18 protein-coding genes and 1 pseudogene are annotated in these 20,978 nt (G+C 67.4%); 7 read left to right on the plus strand and 12 right to left on the minus strand.

Going from position 1 to position 20,978, the window contains the following annotated elements; genetic code table 11:
* Positions 1–6: 6 nt before the first annotated feature.
* Positions 7–1,071: an anthranilate phosphoribosyltransferase gene (gene trpD, locus RAC81_RS14330; RefSeq protein ID WP_375082986.1), complete on the minus strand. Its 1,065-nt coding sequence runs from the start codon at positions 1,069–1,071 to the stop codon at positions 7–9.
* Between the two features lie 288 nt (positions 1,072–1,359).
* Here trpD and RAC81_RS14335 point away from each other — a divergent pair, with 288 nt between their 5' ends.
* The 6 genes from RAC81_RS14335 (at position 1,360) to RAC81_RS14360 (ending at position 6,756) form a co-directional block, all read left to right on the plus strand.
* Entirely contained in the window at positions 1,360–1,917 is a 558-nt protein-coding gene (locus RAC81_RS14335; protein WP_251588899.1) for a heme-copper oxidase subunit III, read from the plus strand.
* A gap of 20 nt (positions 1,918–1,937) precedes the next feature.
* The gene (locus tag RAC81_RS14340; protein ID WP_375082987.1) at positions 1,938–2,741 is read left to right on the plus strand and encodes a c-type cytochrome; all 804 of its coding nucleotides are present in this window, start codon (positions 1,938–1,940) and stop codon (positions 2,739–2,741) included.
* 36 nt (positions 2,742–2,777) lie between these two features.
* Entirely contained in the window at positions 2,778–3,854 is a 1,077-nt protein-coding gene (locus RAC81_RS14345) for a ubiquinol-cytochrome c reductase iron-sulfur subunit (RefSeq protein WP_375082988.1), read from the plus strand.
* Positions 3,851–5,668 carry a cytochrome bc complex cytochrome b subunit gene (locus tag RAC81_RS14350; protein ID WP_375082989.1) on the plus strand — a complete coding sequence of 606 codons (1,818 nt, stop codon included), beginning with the start codon at positions 3,851–3,853 and terminating at the stop codon, positions 5,666–5,668. Before RAC81_RS14345 ends, RAC81_RS14350 begins: the two co-directional genes overlap by 4 nt.
* Positions 5,669–5,743: 75 nt before the next feature.
* Positions 5,744–6,244 (plus strand): GNAT family N-acetyltransferase, encoded by a 501-nt coding sequence (locus RAC81_RS14355; protein WP_375082990.1) that lies wholly within the window; start codon positions 5,744–5,746, stop codon positions 6,242–6,244.
* Positions 6,245–6,336: 92 nt separating this feature from the next.
* Entirely contained in the window at positions 6,337–6,756 is a 420-nt protein-coding gene (locus RAC81_RS14360; RefSeq protein WP_375082991.1) for a rhodanese-like domain-containing protein, read from the plus strand.
* 75 nt (positions 6,757–6,831) lie between these two features.
* Here the strand turns inward: RAC81_RS14360 and RAC81_RS14365 are convergent, their stop codons facing one another.
* The 5 genes from RAC81_RS14365 to RAC81_RS14385 form a co-directional block, all read right to left on the minus strand.
* A complete protein-coding gene (locus RAC81_RS14365) occupies positions 6,832–7,266 on the minus strand; it encodes a cytochrome c oxidase subunit 4 (protein WP_375082992.1) in 435 nt (144 codons plus the stop codon).
* A gap of 3 nt (positions 7,267–7,269) precedes the next feature.
* Positions 7,270–9,003 carry a cytochrome c oxidase subunit I gene (ctaD, locus tag RAC81_RS14370; protein WP_375082993.1) on the minus strand — a complete coding sequence of 578 codons (1,734 nt, stop codon included), beginning with the start codon at positions 9,001–9,003 and terminating at the stop codon, positions 7,270–7,272.
* A 3-nt stretch (positions 9,004–9,006) separates the two neighbouring features.
* A complete protein-coding gene (coxB, locus tag RAC81_RS14375) occupies positions 9,007–9,909 on the minus strand; it encodes a cytochrome c oxidase subunit II (RefSeq protein WP_375082994.1) in 903 nt (300 codons plus the stop codon).
* A gap of 97 nt (positions 9,910–10,006) precedes the next feature.
* Complete coding sequence (gene erpA, locus RAC81_RS14380) at positions 10,007–10,372, minus strand: iron-sulfur cluster insertion protein ErpA (protein ID WP_096715651.1); 366 nt, start codon at positions 10,370–10,372, stop codon at positions 10,007–10,009.
* Positions 10,373–10,482: 110 nt separating this feature from the next.
* A complete protein-coding gene (locus RAC81_RS14385; protein WP_375082995.1) occupies positions 10,483–11,904 on the minus strand; it encodes a dipeptidase in 1,422 nt (473 codons plus the stop codon).
* Positions 11,905–11,950: 46 nt separating this feature from the next.
* On the opposite strand from RAC81_RS14385, the gene RAC81_RS14390 reads away from it, so the two are divergent.
* Entirely contained in the window at positions 11,951–12,538 is a 588-nt protein-coding gene (locus tag RAC81_RS14390) for a DUF3043 domain-containing protein (protein ID WP_251588800.1), read from the plus strand.
* Positions 12,539–12,622: 84 nt separating this feature from the next.
* Here RAC81_RS14390 and RAC81_RS14395 read toward each other — a convergent pair whose 3' ends face one another.
* From RAC81_RS14395 to RAC81_RS14420, 6 genes and pseudogenes are all read right to left on the minus strand, one after another.
* The gene (locus RAC81_RS14395) at positions 12,623–13,654 is read right to left on the minus strand and encodes a quinone-dependent dihydroorotate dehydrogenase (RefSeq protein WP_375082996.1); all 1,032 of its coding nucleotides are present in this window, start codon (positions 13,652–13,654) and stop codon (positions 12,623–12,625) included.
* Between the two features lie 10 nt (positions 13,655–13,664).
* Positions 13,665–14,135 carry a transcriptional regulator NrdR gene (nrdR, locus tag RAC81_RS14400; protein ID WP_341934086.1) on the minus strand — a complete coding sequence of 157 codons (471 nt, stop codon included), beginning with the start codon at positions 14,133–14,135 and terminating at the stop codon, positions 13,665–13,667.
* A 10-nt stretch (positions 14,136–14,145) separates the two neighbouring features.
* Positions 14,146–15,450 carry a histidinol dehydrogenase gene (gene hisD, locus RAC81_RS14405; protein WP_375082997.1) on the minus strand — a complete coding sequence of 435 codons (1,305 nt, stop codon included), beginning with the start codon at positions 15,448–15,450 and terminating at the stop codon, positions 14,146–14,148.
* A gap of 2 nt (positions 15,451–15,452) precedes the next feature.
* Entirely contained in the window at positions 15,453–16,724 is a 1,272-nt protein-coding gene (locus tag RAC81_RS14410; protein ID WP_375082998.1) for a hypothetical protein, read from the minus strand.
* A gap of 111 nt (positions 16,725–16,835) precedes the next feature.
* On the minus strand, positions 16,836–20,354 hold the full coding sequence (dnaE, locus tag RAC81_RS14415; RefSeq protein ID WP_375082999.1) for a DNA polymerase III subunit alpha: 3,519 nt from the start codon (positions 20,352–20,354) through the stop codon (positions 16,836–16,838).
* A 47-nt stretch (positions 20,355–20,401) separates the two neighbouring features.
* A pseudogene (locus RAC81_RS14420) lies at positions 20,402–20,968 on the minus strand (GNAT family N-acetyltransferase); the annotation flags it as partial.
* Positions 20,969–20,978: the final 10 nt, after the last annotated feature.

Here is a 20,978-nt window from a genome sequence, read left to right on the forward strand (position 1 = left end):
CTCCTCCTAGGCGGTGGCCAGCTCCCGGCTGACGCCGATCCACTGGTCGAGCTTGGCGGCGGCCCGGCCGTCGTCGACTGCGGCAGCGGCCTTCTCGTAGCCCGCCCTGAGGCGTTCGACGATCGGGAGCGTGGCCTGCGTCGGGTCCTGCGACAGTTCGAAGGCGACGATGCCGGCCGCGGCGTTGAGCAGCACGATGTCGCGGACGGGTCCCTGCTCCCCCGCGAGGGTGCGCCGCAGGATCTCGGCGTTGTGCGCCGGCGTGCCGCCGATGAGGTCGGAGAGGTCGGCGAGCGGGATGCCGAGATCGCGCGGGTCCAGGTCGTGCTCATGGATGTCGCCGCGCGTGACCTCCCAGATGCGGCTGTGACCGGTCGTGGTCAGCTCGTCGAGGCCGTCGTCGCCGCGGAACACGAGCGCCGTCGCACCGCGGGTGCGGAAGACTCCGGTGATGAGCGGAACACGCTCCATCTGCGCCACGCCGACGGCGTTGGCCTCGGCGCGAGCGGGATTGCAGAGCGGGCCGAGCATGTTGAACACGGTCGGCACGCCGAGCTCCGCACGCACGCCGCCCGCGTGCTTGAACCCCGGGTGGAAGGCCCCTGCCCACGCGAACGTGATTCCGGTGCGGTCGAGGATCGACGACACGGCCGCCGGATCCAGGGTGAGCTCGAGACCCAGCGCGCTCAGCACGTCGGAGGAGCCGGAGGCCGAGCTCGCCGCCCGGTTGCCGTGCTTCACGACGGGGATGCCGGCCGAGCCGATGATGATCGCGGCCGTCGTCGACACGTTGACGGTGCCGACACGATCCCCACCGGTTCCCACGATGTCGAGCACGTTCGGAGAGACAGGCAGCGGCACCGCCGCTTCGAGGATCGCGTCGCGGAAGCCCACGATCTCGTCGATGGTCTCGCCCTTCGCGCGCAGCGCGACGAGGAAGCCGGCGAGCTGCGCCTCCGTGACATCGCCGCGCATGATCTGACGCATGGCCCACGTGGACTCCCAGACACTGAGGTCACGACGTTCCAGAAGAGTGGTGAGCACGTCGGACCAGGTCAGCGTTTCAGGCATGTGAGCGATCCTATCGGCGGGAACGAACTGCTCGAATGGTTATCGAAGTGAGGGCGCGGACGCGGCATCCGCTGTTTCTCAGGGATTCACCGTGGATTCGCAGCGTTTTCTTAGGGTCCCCTTAGTCCCCAGAGGGCTATCTGCGGCCCCGCGGTGCGAGAATCATGCCCGCGGATCGGCCATAATGGAAGGGTGACGACCTCAGCGACGTATGCCCCGGCGGCGAGAACCATCAAGCGGCCCAACCCGGTAGCTGTCGGCACCATTGTGTGGCTCGGCAGCGAGGTGATGTTCTTCGCGGGACTCTTCGCGATCTACTTCACCCTCCGCAGCACCTCACCCGAGCTGTGGGCCGACCGCACCGAACTCCTGAACGTGCCGTTCGCCTTCGTGAACACGGCCATCCTGGTGCTCTCGTCCTTCACCTGCCAGATGGGTGTCTTCGCCGCTGAGGACCTGCAGCCGTACCGCCTTCCCAAGGGCCAGAAGAACGGTGCCGGTCGTCGCCGCCTGTTCGGCTGGGGCATGGTCGAGTGGTTCTTCCTCACCTTCGCACTCGGCGCGATCTTCGTGTCGGGTCAGGTCTGGGAGTACGCGCAGCTCGTCGCCGAGGGCATGCCGATCAGCGCCGACTCCTACGCATCGGCGTTCTACATCACCACCGGCTTCCACGCCCTGCACGTCACCGGCGGACTCATCGCGTTCCTGCTCGTGATCGGACGCGCCTACGCCGTCAAGAACTTCCGGCACAAGGAGGCGACGTCCTCGATCGTGGTGTCTTACTACTGGCACTTCGTCGACGTCGTCTGGATCGTGCTGTTCGTCGTTATCTACTTCCTGAAATAAGAGCGGAGCTGATCCCCGAGATGGCACGAGAGAAGAAGCGCCGTTCTAACGGCCGCCGCAGCCCCCTGGCAGCAGCGGCCCTCATCGGAGCAGGCCTCATGATCACCGGCGCCGTGTACGCCGGAGCATCCGCGGCCTTCGCCGCGACCGACACGCAGACCGCCGCGTCGAGCACGCTGACGGTCGAAGACGGCGAGAAGCTGTTCCAGGCGAACTGCGCCACCTGCCACGGACTCGACCTGCAGGGAACCCCCAACGGCCCGAGCCTCTACGGCGTCGGCGAGCTGGCTGTGGAGTTCCAGGTCTCTACCGGGCGCATGCCGCTGCAGATGCAGGGACCGCAGGCACCCCAGAAGGAGCCGCAGTTCACCGAGGAGCAGATCCTCGCCATGGCCTCGTACGTGCAGGCCGAGGCCCCCGGCCCCACCTTCCCGAAGGACGAGATCCTCGACGGCGAAGGCGATGTCGCGCACGGCGCCGAGCTCTTCCGCGTCAACTGCGCCATGTGCCACAACGTAGCCGCCGCCGGTGGCGCGCTCACCGAGGGCAAGTACGCCCCCGCCCTCACCGAGACCAGCGCGCTGCACATCTACGCCGCCATGGTCACCGGCCCCCAGAACATGCCCGTCTTCGGTGACATGAACCTGTCCGACGAGGACAAGCGCGACATCATCTCGGCTCTGCTCTTCCAGCAGCAGTCGGTGCAGGTCGGCGGCTTCTCGCTGGGCTCGCTCGGTCCTGTGTCCGAGGGCCTGTTCGCCTGGATCTTCGGAATCGGCGCCCTGGTCGCCATCACCGTGTGGATCACGGCGAAGTCCAACTGACGCTTATTCATCGAAGAGGAACGTACGAGGAGCACCATGGCACACGACGACGACTCGCAGGCTCTTGACAGGGCCTACCAGCCCTCTCCGGGGCTGGGCGTCGCAGTCAGCGACCCTGTGCAGAACCCGGGGCTGCCGCCGCACCGCGAGCGGATGACCGACAAGGATCCGCGCGCCGAGAAGACCGCAGAGCGGACCGTCTACACGCTGTTCTACCTGTCGCTCGCCGGAAGCATCTGGGCCGTCGCGGCCTACATGCTGTTCCCGATCGAGAGCGGCGCTCTGATCGACATCCGACAGAACAACCTCTTCATCGGTCTCGGGATCGCGCTCGCGCTCCTCGCCCTCGGCATCGGAGCCATCCACTGGTCCAAGGCGCTGATGAGCGACAAGGAGCACATCGAGCACCGCCACCCCACCCGGGGCAAGGACTCGACACGCGAGGCCACCATCCAGGCGTTCGCTGCGGCGAACGAGGAGTCGGGCTTCGGGCGCCGCACGATGATCCGCAACTCGCTGTTCGCGGCGATCGTCGCGTCGATCATCCCCGGCGTGACGCTGTTCCGCGGCCTGGCGCCGCACAGCACGCCGGACGACCCCACCGCCGGCGACCCCGTCGCGCTGCTCAAGCACACCATGTGGGAGAAGGGCGCGCGCCTGGTCCGCGACCCCGACGGCACCCCGATCCGCGCCGCGGACGTCACTCTGGGATCCGCCTTCCACGTCATCCCGGAGGAGCTCGCGACCCTGAGCCACCACGACGGGTACCTCGAGGAGAAGGCCAAGGCCATCGTCCTCATGATGCGTCTCCGTCCCGAGCAGCTCATCGAGGCCGAGGACCGCAAGGACTGGTCGTACGACGGCATCGTCGCGTACTCGAAGGTCTGCACGCACGTCGGCTGCCCCGTCGCCCTGTACGAGCAGCAGACGCACCACCTCCTCTGCCCCTGCCACCAGTCGCAGTTCGACGTCACGGATCACGCCAAGGTCATCTTCGGCCCGGCCGCACGTCCGCTGCCGCAGCTGCCCATCACCGTCGACGACGAGGGATACCTCGTCGCACGCAGTGACTTCACCGAGCCCGTCGGCCCGAGCTTCTGGGAGCGCCATTGAGCACCGCAACGCTGTCCAACGAGGACAAGGACACCAAGGCGCCTCTCGGCGGCCGCTTCGTCGGCGCCGCGTCGAACTACCTCGACGAGCGCACCAGCCTCTCCGGCTTCGTCAAGGAGCTCGGACGCAAGATCTTCCCCGACCACTGGTCGTTCATGCTCGGCGAGATCGCGCTGTGGAGCTTCGTCGTCGTGTTCCTCTCCGGAACCTTCCTGACGTTCTTCTTCGAGGCGTCGATGGTCGAGACGCACTACACCGGCGCCTACGCCCCGATGCGCGGCATCGAGATGTCCGCAGCGCTCGAATCCTCGCTGAACATCTCGTTCGACATCCGTGGCGGTCTGCTGGTCCGTCAGATCCACCACTGGGCCGCTCTCGTGTTCATCGCCGGCATCGGCGTGCACATGCTGCGCGTGTTCTTCACGGGTGCGTTCCGCAAGCCGCGTGAGCTCAACTGGGTCATCGGCTTCATCCTGTTCATCCTCGCGATGGCCGAGGGCTTCACGGGCTACTCCCTCCCCGACGACCTGCTGTCCGGTAACGGTCTCCGCATCATCGACGGCATGATCAAGGGTCTGCCGCTGATCGGCACCTGGACCTCGTTCATGCTCTTCGGCGGCGAGTTCCCGGGTACCGCGATCGTCGGCCGCCTGTACACGCTGCACATCCTGCTTCTGCCGCTGATCATCATCGCCCTCATCGGTCTGCACCTGATGCTCATGATCATCAACAAGCACACGCAGTTCGCCGGCCCCGGCCGCACGAACGACAACGTCGTGGGCTACCCGATGATGCCCGTCTACATGTCGAAGATGGGCGGCTTCCTGTTCATCGTCTTCGGCGCCATCGTGCTGATCGCGACGTTCTTCCAGATCAACCCGATCTGGAACTACGGCCCGTACGACCCGTCCCCCGTGTCGGCAGGTACGCAGCCGGACTGGTACATCGGATTCGCCGACGGCGCTCTGCGTCTGGCCCCGTCGAACTGGGACATCGTGTTCCTCGACCGCACCTGGTCGTTCGGCATCCTCGCGCCGGTGGCCGTCCTCGGTCTGTTCATCGTCGTCGTCGCGATCTACCCCTTCCTCGAGGCGTGGATCACCGGCGACAAGCGCGAGCACCACATCGCCCAGCGCCCGCGCAACGCCGCCACCCGCACCGCCATCGGCGTGGCCGGTGTCGTCTTCTACGCGGTCCTGTGGGCTGCGGCATCCTCCGACCTCATCGCGACGCACTTCATGCTCACGATGGAGGGCGTGATCCACACGCTGCAGGCGATGCTCTTCCTCGGCCCGATCCTCGCCTACTTCGTCACCAAGCGCATCGCACTCGCGCTGCAGAAGAAGGATCGCGAGATCGTCCTGCACGGATTCGAGTCGGGACGCATCGTGCGCCTCCCCGGCGGCGAGTTCATCGAGGTCCACGAGCCGGTCGACAAGTACGACCGCTGGAAGCTCATCGACGTCGACGGCTACGAGCCGCTGGTCGTCCGCCCCAACGAGAAGGGCCGCATCCCGTGGAGCGAGAACCTGCGCTCCTCGATCTCGCGCTGGTTCTTCGAAGACCGTCTGGCTCCGCTCACGCAGGCCGAGGTCGACGAGGCTGATGCCCACCAGCACCACGTCATCGCTCAGAACGAGGAGACGGAGCTGGCGGAGATCCAGGGCGCTCACGATCGCGCCGGCTTCCCCGACGCGCCTCTCACGGCCGAGGAGAATCACGTCGACGAGACGGCGAACACTCCGAGCACCGTGATCGCGACGGACCCGCCCAAGCACCCTCGTGACAAGAAGTCGAAGGACGACGCGGAGTAGTCCGCTTCGCTCCCCCTCGGGGCCCTGTCCGTTCGCGGACAGGGCCCTTTCACGTTCCCGTGAAAGGATCGTCGTATGAGCACGATACGCGAAGCGGTCGCCGGGGACGCCGAGGTCGTCCAGACGATCGAGGCCATCGCCGACGCGCTCCTCGTCGAAGCGCTCGGCGCACCCGAGTGGCCGCCGCCGGGAGACGGGACCGAGCGCGTCGGATCGGCGGGATACGTGCTCCTTCTCCAAGAGAACGCGGACTCCTCCCCCGTCGGCTTCGTGCACGTGCTGGATGCCGACGGCACCGCCCATCTGGAGCAGCTCTCGGTTCTCCCCGAGCACGCTCGCCGCGGCCACGGACGGCGTCTCGTCGAGGCCGCGCTGGAGGAGGCTCGCCGCCGCGGGTACTCCCGTATGACGCTCCGCACGTACGCGGAGATCCCCTGGAACGCCCCCTTCTATGCCTCGTGCGGATTCAAGGAGAGCATCCCCGAGTCCGGATTCCACCGGCAGCTCGTCGAGACGGAGACGGAACTCGGGTTGGACCGGTACGGACGCCGACTGCAGATGACGATCCTGCTCTGACGCGGACGCTGCCGGCCACGCTGGCGCGATTCGCATGCACCTTCGTCCGGATACGAGCGGCGCTCCGCACCACCCGTCCCTAGGCTGTGATCATGATGGATCGAGCCGCTTACTACGCCACCAAACTCGCCGCGGAAACGGACGCGAGCGATGCCTATGCCGCGCAGCAGCGCGGAGAGAGCATCGTCATCGTCGATGTCCGATCGGACGAGGCATGGGCCCAGGGACGCGTGGCCGGGGCAGTGCATATGCACTACAGCGAGATCGCCGCTCGTGCACCCCAGGAGATCGCGAAGGATGCGACGGTGGTCGTCTACTGCTGGAGTCCCGGATGCAACGCGGGCGCGAAGGGCGCACGGGAGTTCGCGTCGCTCGGCTACGACGTCAAGGAGATGATCGGCGGATTCGAGTACTGGGTGCGCGAGGGATACCCCGTGGAAGACGCCGATGGCGTCCACCGGCGTCCGGTCGACCCGCTCACCGGAGTCGCTCGCATCCGCACCCGCGCGTGACGCAGCTCTCGTACCCCGCCCGTACACAGCAGAAGGGCCCCGAGGATCACTCCTCGGGGCCCTTCCGGATGATACTCAGCGGGCGAAGTTGCCGCGGTAGTACTCGTAGACCCAGCCGACGATCGCGACCACGAAGATCGCCAGGCCGATCGGGAGCAGGAAGTGTCCGACGGCGAGGCCGACCACGAAGACCCCGGCCGAGGCCGCGAGCACGAGGGGCCACCAGGACCACGGGCTGAACTCGCCGAGCTCCGGGTCGCCGTCGTCGATGTCACTCGTGAGGATGTCCTCCGGAAGCTCACCCTTCTGCGCCTTGTGAGTGCGGTCGAGGTAGAACGCGACCATCGAACCCATGAACGCGGCGAAGAACAGCGCAACCGTGCCGACCCACTCGATCCGCATGGCGAAGTTGTCGTTCGGAGTGGCCAGGATGTGCCAGCCGGTGTAGACCACACCCATCAGCGCGAAGAACGCGGTGAGGATCCACCAGAGGATGACGTTGTCGCGCATGGGTCAGTGGCCCTCTCGCTCGCCGGGGGCGGTGGTAGCGAACTCGGCCGCCTCCGGGTGATTCAGATCGAACGCGGGCCGCTCGCTGCGGATGCGCGGGATCGAGGTGAAGTTGTGACGCGGCGGCGGGCAGGATGTCGCCCACTCGAGCGATGCACCGTAACCCCACGGGTCGTTGACCGTGACCTTCGGCGCCTTGCGGGCCGTGATCCACACGTTGAGGAAGAACGGCAGCATGGACGCGCCGAGGATGATGGCGCCGATCGTGGAGACCTGGTTGCCCCAGGTCCAGCCGTCGGCCTCGGAGTAGTCCGCGTAGCGACGCACCATTCCGTCGACACCCAGCCAGTGCTGGATGAGGAACGTCATGTGGAAGCCGATGAACAGCATCCAGAAGTGCACGTACCCGAGGCGCTCGTTCAGCATGCGGCCTGTCCACTTCGGCCACCAGAAGTAGAAGCCCGAGAACATCGCGAACACGACGGTACCGAACACCACGTAGTGGAAGTGGGCGACCACGAAGTACGAGTCGCTGAGGTGGAAGTCGAGCGGCGGGGCCGCGAGGATGACACCGGTCAGACCGCCGAAGACGAACGACACGAGGAAGCCGAGGGCGAAGACCATCGGGGTCTCGAAGGTCACGGACCCTCGCCAGAGCGTGCCGATCCAGTTGAAGATCTTCACACCCGTCGGAACGGCGATGAGCATGGTCATGAGCGCGAAGAACGGCAGCAGGACCGAGCCCGTGACGTACATGTGGTGCGCCCACACGGCGACTGAGAGGGCGGCGATGGCGATGGTCGCGTAGACCAGCGTCTTGTACCCGAAGATCGGCTTGCGGCTGAAGACCGGGAAGACCTCCGACACGATGCCGAAGAACGGCAGCGCGATGATGTAGACCTCGGGGTGGCCGAAGAACCAGAACAGGTGCTGCCAGAGGAGCACCCCGCCGTTCTGCGGGTCGTAGATGTGGGCGCCGAGCACACGGTCCGCTCCGGCGGCGAAGATCGCGGCGGCGAGCACCGGGAACGCCATGAGGATCAGCAGGCTCGTGATGAGCGTGTTCCACGAGAAGATCGGCATCCGCCACATCGTCATGCCCGGGGCGCGCATCGTGATGATGGTGGTGATGAAGTTCACCGCACCGAGAATCGTGCCGAAGCCCGAGATGCCCAGACCCAGCATCCAGAGGTTGCCGCCGGCGCCGGGAGAGAAGGACGCACTCGCGAGCGGCTGATAGGCGAACCATCCGAACGACGCCGCGCCCTGCGGAGTCAGGAAGCCGGCGACGGCGATCGTCGAGCCGAAGAGGAACAGCCAGAACGCGAAGGCGTTGAGACGCGGGAACGCGACGTCCGGCGCTCCGATCTGCAGCGGCAGGATGGCGTTCGCGAATCCGGCGAACAGCGGCGTCGCGAACATCAGCAGCATGATCGTGCCGTGCATCGTGAACAGCTGGTTGTACTGCTCCTTCGTCGGCACGATCTGCATGCCCGGCGCGAACAGCTCAGCACGGATCACCAACGCCATCACGCCGCCGAGGAGGAAGAACAGCACCGAGGCGATGAGGTACATGTACCCGATCGTCTTGTGGTCGGTGGAGGTGATCCACTTGACGACGATGTTGCCCTTCTGCTCGACGCGCGACGAGCTCATCAGAGCGGCCTGACGCGCGGGCAGAGTGCTGGGACGGGAGCGAGGGGCCTCGTCGGTGCGGGGTGCTTCAGTGGTCGACATGGCTTACTCCTCTCCTTCCTCGGAGTCGTTCTGGCCGGCGGTGCCGGGCAGGTTCGACAGACGGTCGTAGGCGTCCGTGATGTCGCCGGTGTTGCCTTCCTCCTCGAGAGACTGGAGGTAGGCGTCGTATTCGTCCTGCTCGACGACCTTCACGTTGAAGAGCATCATCGAGTGGTACTCGCCGCAGAGCTCGGCGCACTTGCCGGAGTACTCGCCGACGCGGGTCGGGATGAAGGACCAGGAGTTGTCCTTCCCGATGTACATGTCCTTCTTGTAGAGGAAGTCGATGATCCAGAAGGAGTGGATGACGTCACGGGACTGCAGGTTGATGGTGACCTTCTGGTCGACCGGCAACACCAGGGTCGGAAGCTGCTCCTGATCGATGTTCCCCGCGGCGTCAGGCTGGGCCTGGATGCCCATGGTCCACACGGCGTCGGAGTTGTCGTCCTCTTCGCCGTCGTACTGGAAGTCCCATGCCCACTGCTTGGCGATCGCGGTGATCTCGACGTCGGGGTCGTCCCACTTCGTCTCGATCGCCGCCTGGTCGCGTGCCGTGAAGAAGAACATGCCGAGCACGAGGATCAGCGGCACGACCGTGTAGAAGATCTCGATCGGCATGTTGTAGCGCATCTGCACCGGAAGCCCGGTCTGCCCCTTGCGGCGACGGTACGCGATCGCGGCCCAGGCCATGAGCGCCCAGGTGATCACGCCGACGGCGAGGAGGACGATCCAGGAGTTGACCCAGAGCGACGAGACGCGCTCGGTCTGGTTGGTGACGGCCGGCTCACCCTCCACGAAGCCCGGGAGGTAGCCGTTCAGCTCGGTGGCAGTACATCCCGCCAGGGCCACGGCTGTCGCTACTCCCAGAGGAAGAGCGACCCAACGAAGGCGGCGTTTCGAGGGCACGATGCACCTTTCAGATTGCGGACAGGGCACACCCCAAGTCTAGGGCAACCTCACACCTGATTCATGCCAACCGTGCAGGTTGGCGGGCGCGATCCGATCAGTGGAAGCTGTCGCCGCACGCGCAGCTGCCCGCTGCGTTCGGGTTGTCGATCGTGAAGCCCTGCTCCGAGATCGTGTCCTTGAAATCGATCGACGCGCCGTCGAGGTAGGGCACGCTCATGTTGTCGACGATGACCTCGACGCCGTCGAAGTCGACGGTCTCGTCGCCCTCGAGGAAGCGCTCGTCGAAGTACAGCTGGTAGATCAGTCCGGAGCATCCGCCGGGCTGCACCGCGACGCGCAGGCGGAGGTCGTCGCGCCCTTCCTGCTCGAGGAGGTTCTTGACCTTGGTCGCGGCGGCGTCGGTCAGCTTCACGCCGTGCGCCTGGGTGGTCTCTGCGGGGGTGAGTGCGGTGTCGCTCATGTCGCTCCTTGTGACGGGCCGCGTTCGCACACGGCTGGTGACTCGATTTTACCTTCGCTCCGGCCCGGGCGGGTCGGTTTCGCCCGGGCCGTCGGCGTCGGGGGTCGCGCTCAGATGACGATGTCGTTCATGCGCGACAGGAGGAGGGCCTCCGTCGCGACGGCGTGACGGAAGGTGTCGAGGTGCAGTGATTCGTTCGGGCTGTGTGCCCGGGAATGCGGGTCCTCGACGCCGGTGACCAGGATCTGCGCCTCCGGGAACTCGCGCACGAGGTCGGCGATGAACGGGATCGACCCGCCGACTCCGAGGTCGATCGGCGCGACGCCGTAACCGTCGCGCATCGCGTCGCGGGTGAGCGCCACCGCCCAGCCGCTCGTGTCGACCAGGAATCCGTTGCCGAGGTCGACGTCGGAGAACGTCAGCTCGGCGCCGAACGGCGCGTGAGCCCGCAGGTGCGCTTCGAGGGCTGCATACGCGTCCTCGCCCGACTGTCCGGGAGCGACGCGGGCGCTGATCACGACCGTGACCTCGGGCAGCAGCGTGTTCGAGGCCGCGGCCACGCTCGTGGCGTCGATGCCGATGACGGTGACGGACGGCTTGTTCCAGATTCGGCTGAGGATCGAGCCGTCGCCGATCGGAGTCGTCCCGGGCAGAAGCCCCGCTTCGTCGCGGAGGGTCTCCTCGGTGTAGTCCGGAGTGGGCGCGTCGCGCTCGGTCATCCCCTGGACAGCGACCGAGCCGTCCTCGTTCCACAGGGTCGAGAGCATCGAGATCGTGGCCATCATGGCGTCGGGCACCGCTCCCCCGAACATGCCGGAGTGGGAGGCGTGGTCGAGAGTGCGGACGCGGACGGTGAAGCGGGCGTTGCCGCGCAGCGAGACCGTCAGACCCGGGGTCACGGAGTCCCAGTTGCCGGAATCGGCGACGACGATCGCGTCGGCACGCAACGCATCCTTGTTGTCGGAGAGGAACTGCGCGAAGGATCGCGAGCCGTATTCCTCCTCGCCCTCGATGAACAGCGCGACGCCGAGCTCGAGATCGTCGCCGAGGACCTCGGCCACGGCGCGGATCGACGCGATGTGCGCCATGATGCCCGCTTTGTCGTCGGCGGCACCTCGACCGTAGAGGCGCCCGTCGCGCACGGTCGGCTCGAAGGGGGGCGTCTCCCACAGCGCGTCATCACCCGGAGGCTGCACATCGTGGTGAGCGTAGAGGAGGATCGTGGGCTTGCCGCCTCGGGCCGCCCGCGTGGCGAGCACGGCGGGCTGTCCGAGCTCGTCGGTGCCGGGGATCGCCGCGCGGAGGACGCGAACCTCGTCGAAGATCCCGGTGCCCTCGGCAAGAGCGGCGACGGCCTCGGCGCTGCGCTCCAGCTGGGTCTGGTCGAAGGCCGGCCAGGCCATGCCCGGGATGCGCACGAGCGCGCCGAGGTCGCTCAGCGCGGCGGGGAGTCCGGTCGACGCGGCTTCGAGGAGCGCCGGCTCGCGGTCGCTGGACAGGTTCTGGTCGCCGGGGTGGGCAGGAGATGTCATGCGAGTAATCTTAAGGTGATCCTTTTCACCCGAACCGAGGAACCTCGTGGCCATTTCCCCCGCATCCCCTCCGACGAACGACGACGCCGCCGACAAGCCCGCCGCGGGCAAGGGACGTGCGACGCCGACCCGGGCGGAGCAGGAGGCCGCCCGCCGCCGCCCTCTGGTGGCGAACACCAAGGAGGCCAAGGCGGCCGCGCGCGCCGAGCTCAACGAGCGGCGCGCCCGCGCGCAGGCGGGTCTCGCCGCCGGCGACGAGAAGTACCTCCCCGCCCGCGACAAGGGCCCGCAGCGCCGTTGGGTGCGCGACTATGTGGATGCCGGTTGGCACCCCGCGGAATTCGTGATGGGCGTCATGGTGCTCGTCATCCTGATCTCCCTCCTCCCGCCGAACCTCGCGATCGGCGGGTTCGCGATCGCCGGCTGGGCGTACCTCGTCATGATGGCGTACCTCGTCCTCGCGATCGGCGGCATGATCTTCCTCGCGATCCGGGTCAAGCGCAAGGTGTCGGCGAAGTTCGGGGCCGAGCGGATGGAGCGCGGTCTGGGCTGGTACGCAGCCATGCGGTCTCTGCAGATGCGGTTCATGCGTCTGCCGAAGGCTCAGGTCAAGCGCGGACAGTACCCCGCCTGACATCCCGAGCCACGAACGAGGGCCCCTGCCGATCGGCAGGAGCCCTCGTCGTCTCGATCAGAATGTCGCAGTGCGCCGCAGGGGTCAGCCTCGCCGCAGTCGCAGGAGGCCGCGGTTGATCTCCCGTCCCCAGAAGGGTCCGCGGTAGAGGAACGCGGTATAGCCCTGGACGAGGGTCGCGCCGGCATCGAGACGCTCCTGGACGTCTTCCGGTGTCTCCACCCCTCCGACGGCGATCACACAGAAATCCGTCGGGACGGCCTCGCGCACCAGGCGCAGGACCTGCAGTGACCGCTCCTTGAGCGGAGCCCCGGAGAGGCCACCCGCGCCCGCGGCCTCGACCGTCGCATCGTCGGTGACGAGGCCGTCCCTGCTGATCGTGGTGTTGTGCGCGATGATCCCCGCGAGCCCCTCCGCGACGGCCATCCCGGCGATCGCCGCGATCTCGTCGTCGGGCAGGTCAGGTGCGATCTTGACGAGCAGCGGGGTCGACCCCGACGCCTCCTTCACGGCGCGCAGCAGCGGAGCGAGCGTCTCCACGGCCTGCAGCCCGCGGAGACCAGGGGTGTTCGGCGACGACACGTTCACCGCCAGGTAGTCGGCGAGCGGCGCGAGCCGGGTGGCTGAGGAGACGTAGTCCTCGGTCGCGTTCTCGACATCCACGACGCGGCTCTTGCCGATGTTGACCCCGATCACGGTGTCCGGGGCTCCGCGCCGCAGACGGGCGAGGCGCCGAGCAGCGGCATCCGCTCCCCTGTTGTTGAAACCCATGCGGTTGATGACCGCTCGGTCGGCCACGAGACGGAACAGGCGGGGCTTCGGGTTGCCCTCCTGCGGGATGGCGGTCACCGTGCCGATCTCGACGTGGCCGAAACCGAGAGCCGCGAGTCCGCGCACGCCGACGGCGTTCTTGTCGAACCCTGCGGCGACGCCGAACGGCGACGGGAAAGTCAGTCCGAGCGCGTCGACCCGGAGTGACCGGTCCGGCTTCGTGAACGCGCGGGTGACGGCCGCGAAGGGCGGCACTCCGAGCACACGGATCACCGCCATGCCGGCGTGATGGGCGAACTCGGGGTCGAAGCGCGACAGGACGGCGCGGAAGAGCAGCGGATACATCCCTGCCAGGTTACCGGTCGACCGGCTCCCTCTTCGCGTGGTCGGCGCGGAGGTCGGTGATGGCGCTCTCGAAGTCGTCGAGAGAGTCGAAGGCCTGGTAGACGCTGGCGAACCGCAGGTACGCGACCTCGTCGAGGTCGCGGAGCGGCCCGAGGATCGCGAGGCCGATCTCGTTGGTGTCCAGCTGCGAGACACCGGTCTGCCGGACGGCCTCCTCGACGCGCTGCGCGAGGATCGCCAGGTCGGCCTCGGTGACGGGGCGGCCCTGGCACGCCTTGCGGACGCCCGAGATGACCTTCTCGCGGCTGAACGGCTCCATCACGCCGGAGCGCTTGATGACGTTGAGGCTCGCCGTCTCCGTCGTCGTGAAGCGACCTCCGCATTCAGGGCACTGACGACGGCGGCGGATGGAGAGTCCGTCGTCGCTGGTGCGCGAATCGATCACGCGCGAGTCGGGGTGACGGCAGAAGGGGCAGTGCATCTGACCGATCCTACGCGGTGAACCGCGCCTCGATCGCCTCGCCGTGCGCGGGCAGCACCTCGGTGTTCGCGAGCGCGACGACGCCCGCACGCACGGCGGCGAGAGCATCGCGATCGTAGCTGATGACCTGCTGCGGACGGAGGAACGTGTAGGCCCCGAGTCCGGGCGCGTAACGCGCCTGACCGCCCGTCGGGAGCACGTGGTTGCTGCCCGCCATGTAGTCCCCCAGGCTCACCGGGGTCTGATCGCCGACGAACACGGCGCCCGCGCTGGTGAACGCGTCCGCCGCGGTCTCGGCGTCCGACAGGTGGAGTTCGAGGTGCTCGGGGGCGTACGCGTTGCTGAACGCGGTCGCCATCGCGCGGTCGTCGACCAGCACGATCGCCGACTGCGGACCGGAAAGAGCAGCGGCGACCCTCGTCGCGTGACGCGTCGCTGCCGCCTGCCGCTCGACCTCCTGCGCCACGGCTCCGGCGAGCTGCTCGGAGTCTGTGACGAGCACCGCCGACGCCTGTTCGTCATGCTCGGCCTGGCTCACGAGATCGGCGGCGATGAGACGCGCGTCGGCCCCGGCGTCGGCGACCACGAGGATCTCGGTGGCGCCCGCCTCCGAGTCGGTGCCGACGACTCCCGCGACGGCGCGCTTCGCGGATGCGACGTAGTTGTTCCCGGGACCCGACACGACATCGACCGGGTCGAGCCCGATGCCTGCGACGCCGTGAGCGAAGGCCCCGATCGCCCCTGCACCGCCCATCGCGTAGACCTCGGTCACGCCGAGGAGCCCCGCGGCCGCGAGGATCGTCGGGTGGATACGGCGGTCCTGATCGCTCTGGGGCGGCGACGCGAGCGCGATCTGTGCCACGCCCGCCACCTGCGCGGGCACGACGTTCATGATGACGCTCGACGGATACACCGCCTTGCCGCCGGGGATGTAGACGCCGACCCGCTGCACGGGCTGCCACCGCTGCGTGATGGTCGCCCCCGGCCCGATCCGCGTGACCTGAGGGGCCGGGATCTGAGCCTCGGAGGCCGTGCGGACCCGGCGGATCGCCTCTTCCAGGGCAGTCCGCACCTCGGGCTCGAGTCCCGCCAGCGCCTCGTCGATGTGCGCGGCAGGTACGCGGAGGTCGTGTCCGGTCACGCGGTCGAACCGCTCTGCCTGCTCGCGCAGCGCGGACTCACCGCGCTCGCGGACGTCGTCCACGATTCGTGCGGCGGTATCGAGAGCCTCGGCCCTGGCTTGAGCGGCCCGGGGTACGGCTGCGAGCATGTCTGCGGGCGAGAGCTCGCGCCCCCGCAGATCGATCGTGCGCAAAGTCAGCCCCTCGTGATGTCGGCGATGTCGTGCAGGTATCCGATCCGTCCGTCGTCATGACGCACGACGTAGGCACCGCCGCGGTCCTCGATCACGAGCGCCCACGCCGACGGGCCGATGCGGAAGATCGGCTCACCCAACTCGTCGTGGACATCTCGCTCCGTGGGCGCGAGGATCCAGAACGGCTGAGGGGCAGGAGCCGGGTCACGCGGGTTCGTCGCGTCGAGGTCGGTGTCATCGATCGCCGGGAACGCCTGTGTCTGCGGTGCCGCATCGACGTCCTGGGCGCGGGCTCCGAGCATCGCCTCGATGCTGCCGGTGTCCGACACGACTTCAGGTTCGCGCTCCCACGAGCTGCGGGAGTAGGACGGGGTGTAGGTCTCGTCACTGGTCGCCTGCTCGGTACCGGTTCCCCCGCCCGAGGCGTGGGACGACAGGGGCAGCTGGTCGGCGACGTCGAGCCGGGCCACCTCGTCGGTCGCCTGCTGGCCGGACAGCTCGGCGTCGAGCCCGCTCGCGGGCACGGAGACATGGGTGTTCGGCGCGATGTAGGGGGCGGGAGCGGACACGTACCCGACCGGCGCAGCGGTCTCGTCTGCGACGGCACCGGGCGCATCGGCAACGGTCGGCTCGGCAACGGTCGGTTCGGGTCGCTCGGGCCGCGGACGTGCGATGACCGGACGGACAGGATTCGCGTTGCGGTGAGCGAGGGTCACCAGGCGGCCGTGGAAGTCCTCCTTGATCCCCGGGATCAGCGGGGCGAACACCGTGAGCGCGACGAGGGCGAGGGCGACGACGAACTGCACCCAGGGGACCCAGACGACCGCGTCGACGTCGGTGCGGATGACGAGCGCGACGTAGTCCCAGAGGACCTGAGCCCACCACATCGCCGCGACGGAGAAGGCCACGGAGGCGAACTGGTCGATGCCGAGCGATCCGACACGACGGATGCCGTCGGGCGACAGCCGTCGGAGCACGACGAGGAAGACGGCGACGGTCGGGACGCCGATCGGCAGGATCCAGGAGATGCCCTGCGCCCAGAGCGCCGGCGACCAGCCGAGCGGGAAGAACGACAGGACGAACAGGACGAGCCAGGCGCCGACGATGATGAGCTCGCGAAGGGTGAAGCCGAGGATGCCGTATTCGGGCGTGACCTCCTCGTCGTACAGCACCCCGTCGTCGTCGGAGAAGTCCTCGTCGACCGAGGAGACCGCGGGTGCCGAGGTCGCAGCATCGGTGGGATCACTGTTCAGGAAGGGGGATTCCGCGCTCATGGGTGGTCCTTTCGTCACGGTGCGGAGTTCGGACGCCTCGCACCCAACGGGTCATGATCCTACCCGGTGCCCCGGTGAGGAGTGCAGGGAGCGACGCCCGATGACGGCGCGTCAGCCCAGGCAGGTCGGGCCGAGGAGCGATTTGAGGTCGCCGAAGAGATCGGCCGAGACCTTCACCGGCATCGGCACGTCGAACACCTTCGCTGTGCCTCCGCGGTGGACCCGCAGCACGACCTCGGTGTCGCCGTTGTGACGGCGGAGCACGTCGGCGAGCTCCTGCATGACCCGTTCTGTCGCACGCTGCTCGGCGAGCACGAGCGACAGCGGCCCCGCGGCGTCGAACGACCCGACGTCCGGAGCGAAGGCGGACTGGGCGTGCAGGTTCAGGCCGTCGTCTCGCCGCGAGACTCGGCCGCGGACCGCGAGGATGGAGTCCTGCTGCAGCGTGTGCTGGAACTCGGTGTAGGTCTTGCCCATGAACATGACCGTCACCTCGCCGTTGAAGTCCTCGATCGTGATCATGCCGTAGGGGTTGCCGCTGGCCTTGGCCACACGGTGCTGCACGCTCGTGACGAGCCCCGCCACCGTGACCTGGTCTCCGTCTTGAAGGTCCTCGGAATTGTTGAGGTCGTGAATCGAGATGGAGGCGTGCTTGGCGAGCGGTACTTCGAGGCCGGCGAGCGGGTGGTCGGAGACGTACAGCCCGAGCATCTCTCGCTCGAAGGCGAGCTTGTCCTTCTTGATCCATTCGGGACGCGCGGGAACCTTCGCGGGCGCCGCCTCCTCCATCCCGTCGTAGAGACTGTCGAAGTCGAAGCCGATGGCTCCCTGAGCCTCGTTGCGCTTCCGGTCGACGGCCGCCTCGACGGCATCCTCGTGTATCTCCATGAGCGCGCGACGGGTGTCGCCCATCGAGTCGAACGCGCCGGCCTTGATCAGCGACTCGACCGTCCGCTTGTTCGAGACGTGCAGGGGGACCTTGTCGAGGAAGTGGTGGAACGAGGTGAAGCGCTCGTCCTTGCGCGCCTGGACGATGCCGTCGACCACGTTGCTGCCGACGTTGCGGACGGCGCCGAGTCCGAAGCGGATGTCGTCTCCGACGGCGGCGAAGAAGTTGATCGACTCGGAGACGTCGGGCGGCAGGACCTTGATTCCCATCCGTCGGCACTCGTTGAGGTACAGCGCCATCTTGTCTTTGGAGTCGCCCACGCTGGTGAGCAGCGCGGCCATGTACTCGGCGGGATAGTGCGCCTTGAGATAGGCCGTCCAGTACGACACGACGCCGTACGCCGCGGAGTGGGCTTTGTTGAAGGCGTAGTCGGAGAACGGGAGCAGGATCTCCCAGAGCGCGTTCACGGCTCCGTCGGAGTATCCGTTGGCGTGCATGCCGGCCTGGAAGCCCTCGAACTGCTTGTCGAGCTCGGACTTCTTCTTCTTTCCCATGGCCCGGCGCAGGATGTCTGCCTGGCCGAGCGAGAATCCGGCCACGCGCTGGGCGATGGCCATGACCTGCTCCTGATAGATGATGAGACCGTAGGACTCCTCGAGGATGTCTGCGAGCGACTCGGTGAACTCCGGATGGATCGGCGTGATCGGCTGCATGCCGTTCTTGCGGAGCGCGTAGTTCGTGTGCGAGTTCGCCCCCATGGGACCCGGGCGGTACAGCGCGATGAGGGCCGAGATGTCACCGAAGTTGTCGGGCTTCATCAGTCGCATGAGAGAGCGCATCGGCCCGCCGTCGAGCTGGAAGACGCCGAGGGAGTCGCCTCGGGCGAGAAGGTCGTAGGCTCCGCGGTCGTCGAGCGCGAGGTGCTCGAGATCGAGCTCCTCGCCGCGGTTGGTGCGGATGTTGTCGAGTGCATCGGAGATGATCGTGAGGTTGCGGAGCCCCAGGAAGTCCATCTTGATGAGACCGAGCGACTCGCACGACGGGTAGTCGAACTGCGTGACGATCTGGCCGTCCTGCTCGCGGCGCATGATGGGGATGATGTCGAGCAGCGGCTCGGACGACATGATCACGCCGGCCGCGTGCACGCCCCATTGCCGCTTGAGTCCCTCGAGTCCGAGGGCCCTGTCGAAGACGGTCTTCGCCTCGGGATCGGTCTCGATGAGCGCGCGGAACTCGCTCGCCTCCTTGTAGCGCGGGTGCGCGGAGTCGAACATGCCGCCGAGTTCCATGTCCTTGCCCATAACGGGCGGCGGCATGGCCTTCGTGAGGCGCTCCCCCATGCTGAACGGGAACCCGAGCACACGTCCGGCGTCTTTGAGCGCCTGCTTGGACTTGATCGTGCCGTAGGTGACGATCTGCGCGACGCGCTCCGAGCCGTACTTCCGGGTCACGTACTCGATGACCTCGCCGCGGCGACGGTCGTCGAAGTCGACGTCGAAGTCGGGCATGGAGACGCGGTCGGGGTTCAGGAAGCGCTCGAAGATGAGACCGTGCTCGAGCGGGTCGAGGTCGGTGATCTTCATGGCGTACGCGACCATGGAGCCCGCGCCGGAGCCACGGCCCGGCCCCACGCGGATGCCGTTGTCCTTCGCCCAGTTGATGAAGTCGGCGACGACGAGGAAGTACCCGGGGAACCCCATCTGCAGGATGATGCCGGTCTCGTACTCGGCCTGCTTGCGCACCTTGTCGGGGATTCCGTTCGGGTAGCGGTAGTGCAGGCCGGCCTCGACCTCCTTGATCAGCCAGCTGTCCTCCGTCTCGCCGTCGGGAACCGGGAATCGCGGCATGTAGTTCGCAGAGGTGTTGAACTCCACCTCGCAGCGCTCGGCGATGAGGAGGGTGTTGTCGCAGGCCTCGGGGTGGTCGCGGAAGAGTTGCCGCATCTCAGCGGCGGTCTTGATGTAGTACCCGTCGCCGTCGAACTTGAAGCGGTTCGGATCGTCGAGCGTCGAGCCGGACTGCACGCAGAGCAGCGCCTCGTGCGCGTCGGCCTCATGCTGGTGCGTGTAGTGGGAGTCGTTCGTTCCCACCAGCGGGATGTTGAGATCCTTCGCGAGGCGGATCAGGTCGGTCATGACACGCCGCTCGATCGAGAGCCCGTGATCCATGATCTCGGCGAAGTAGTTCTCCTTGCCGAACAGGTCCTGGAACTCGGCCGCCGCCGCGCGGGCCGCGTCGTACTGGCCGAGCCGCAGCCGGGTCTGGATCTCACCGGACGGGCATCCCGTCGTGGCGATCAGTCCCTTGCCGTATGTCTGCAGCAGCTCACGGTCCATGCGGGGCTTGAAGTAGTACCCCTCCATGCTCGACAGCGAGCTCAGCCGGAACAGGTTGTGCATACCCTGCGTGCTCTCGCTCCACATGGTCATGTGCGTGTACGCGCCGGATCCCGAGACGTCGTCGCTCTTCTGGTCGGGCGAGCCCCACTGGACGCGCGACTTGTCGCTGCGGTGGGTTCCGGGCGTCACGTATGCCTCGAGGCCCACGATGGGCTTGATGCCCGCGGCCTTCGCCGCCTTGTAGAACTCGAACGCCGCGAAGGTGTTGCCGTGGTCGGTGACGGCGATCGCCGGCATCCCGTAATCGGCCGCCGCCTGCGTCATCGACGCGATCTTCGCCGCACCGTCCAACATCGAGTACTCGCTGTGCACATGGAGGTGGACGAAGGAGTCGGATGCCATGGTTCGAGTCTACTTTCGGCGTCCGACATCGGGCGTCGGGGTAAGCTCAGATCGAGCCGCATCAGCACCCGGGGAAATCCGTTCAACACGGATCCGGTCTCGGCCGCTTTCTCGAAACCGGCGCGTTCGAAGAGCGCGCGCGTCCCGACGTACGCCATCGTGAGGTCGACCTTCTCGCCGCGGTTGTCGACCGGGTAACCCTCGATCGCGGGCGCGCCCCGCTCCCTGGCGTACGCGACGGCACCGTCGACGAGAGCGTGCGAGATCCCCTGCTTCCGGTGCCCGGGCCTGACACGGAAGCACCACAGCGACCAGACATCCAGGTCGTCGACGTGCGGGATCAGTCGGTTGCGCGCGAAGCTCGTCTCCCGCCTCGGATGCAGCGCCGCCCAGCCGACGGGTTCGTCGTCGAGGTAGGCAATGACGCCGGGCGGCGGGTCCTGGTGGCACAGCTCGCGCACGCGCTCCGCCCGCGCTGGCCCCTTCAGCGCGAGGCTCTCCTTGCTACCGACTCGGTAGCTCAGGCAGAAGCACACCGTCGACGTCGGCTTCTTGGGCCCGACGAGCGCGGCCACGTCCTCGAACACCGTGGCCGGCCGCACCTCTATGCTCATGCGGCCATTG

This window comes from Microbacterium sp. CR_7 (assembly GCF_041954755.1).
GTDB lineage: Bacteria > Actinomycetota > Actinomycetes > Actinomycetales > Microbacteriaceae > Microbacterium.

Excerpts from the sequence above, each read along its gene's own strand:
- trpD (WP_375082986.1), bottom strand. The coding sequence starts at position 1,071 with ATGCCTGAAACGCTGACCTGGTCCGACGTGCTCACCACTCTTCTGGAA.
- RAC81_RS14335 (WP_251588899.1), top strand. The coding sequence starts at position 1,360 with ATGTTCTTCGCGGGACTCTTCGCGATCTACTTCACCCTCCGCAGCACC.
- RAC81_RS14340 (WP_375082987.1), top strand. The coding sequence starts at position 1,938 with ATGGCACGAGAGAAGAAGCGCCGTTCTAACGGCCGCCGCAGCCCCCTG.
- RAC81_RS14345 (WP_375082988.1), top strand. The coding sequence starts at position 2,778 with ATGGCACACGACGACGACTCGCAGGCTCTTGACAGGGCCTACCAGCCC.
- RAC81_RS14355 (WP_375082990.1), top strand. The coding sequence starts at position 5,744 with ATGAGCACGATACGCGAAGCGGTCGCCGGGGACGCCGAGGTCGTCCAG.
- RAC81_RS14360 (WP_375082991.1), top strand. The coding sequence starts at position 6,337 with ATGATGGATCGAGCCGCTTACTACGCCACCAAACTCGCCGCGGAAACG.
- RAC81_RS14365 (WP_375082992.1), bottom strand. The coding sequence starts at position 7,266 with ATGCGCGACAACGTCATCCTCTGGTGGATCCTCACCGCGTTCTTCGCG.
- ctaD (WP_375082993.1), bottom strand. The coding sequence starts at position 9,003 with ATGTCGACCACTGAAGCACCCCGCACCGACGAGGCCCCTCGCTCCCGT.
- erpA (WP_096715651.1), bottom strand. The coding sequence starts at position 10,372 with ATGAGCGACACCGCACTCACCCCCGCAGAGACCACCCAGGCGCACGGC.
- RAC81_RS14385 (WP_375082995.1), bottom strand. The coding sequence starts at position 11,904 with ATGACATCTCCTGCCCACCCCGGCGACCAGAACCTGTCCAGCGACCGC.
- RAC81_RS14395 (WP_375082996.1), bottom strand. The coding sequence starts at position 13,654 with ATGTATCCGCTGCTCTTCCGCGCCGTCCTGTCGCGCTTCGACCCCGAG.
- nrdR (WP_341934086.1), bottom strand. The coding sequence starts at position 14,135 with ATGCACTGCCCCTTCTGCCGTCACCCCGACTCGCGCGTGATCGATTCG.
- RAC81_RS14410 (WP_375082998.1), bottom strand. The coding sequence starts at position 16,724 with ATGAGCGCGGAATCCCCCTTCCTGAACAGTGATCCCACCGATGCTGCG.
- dnaE (WP_375082999.1), bottom strand. The coding sequence starts at position 20,354 with ATGGCATCCGACTCCTTCGTCCACCTCCATGTGCACAGCGAGTACTCG.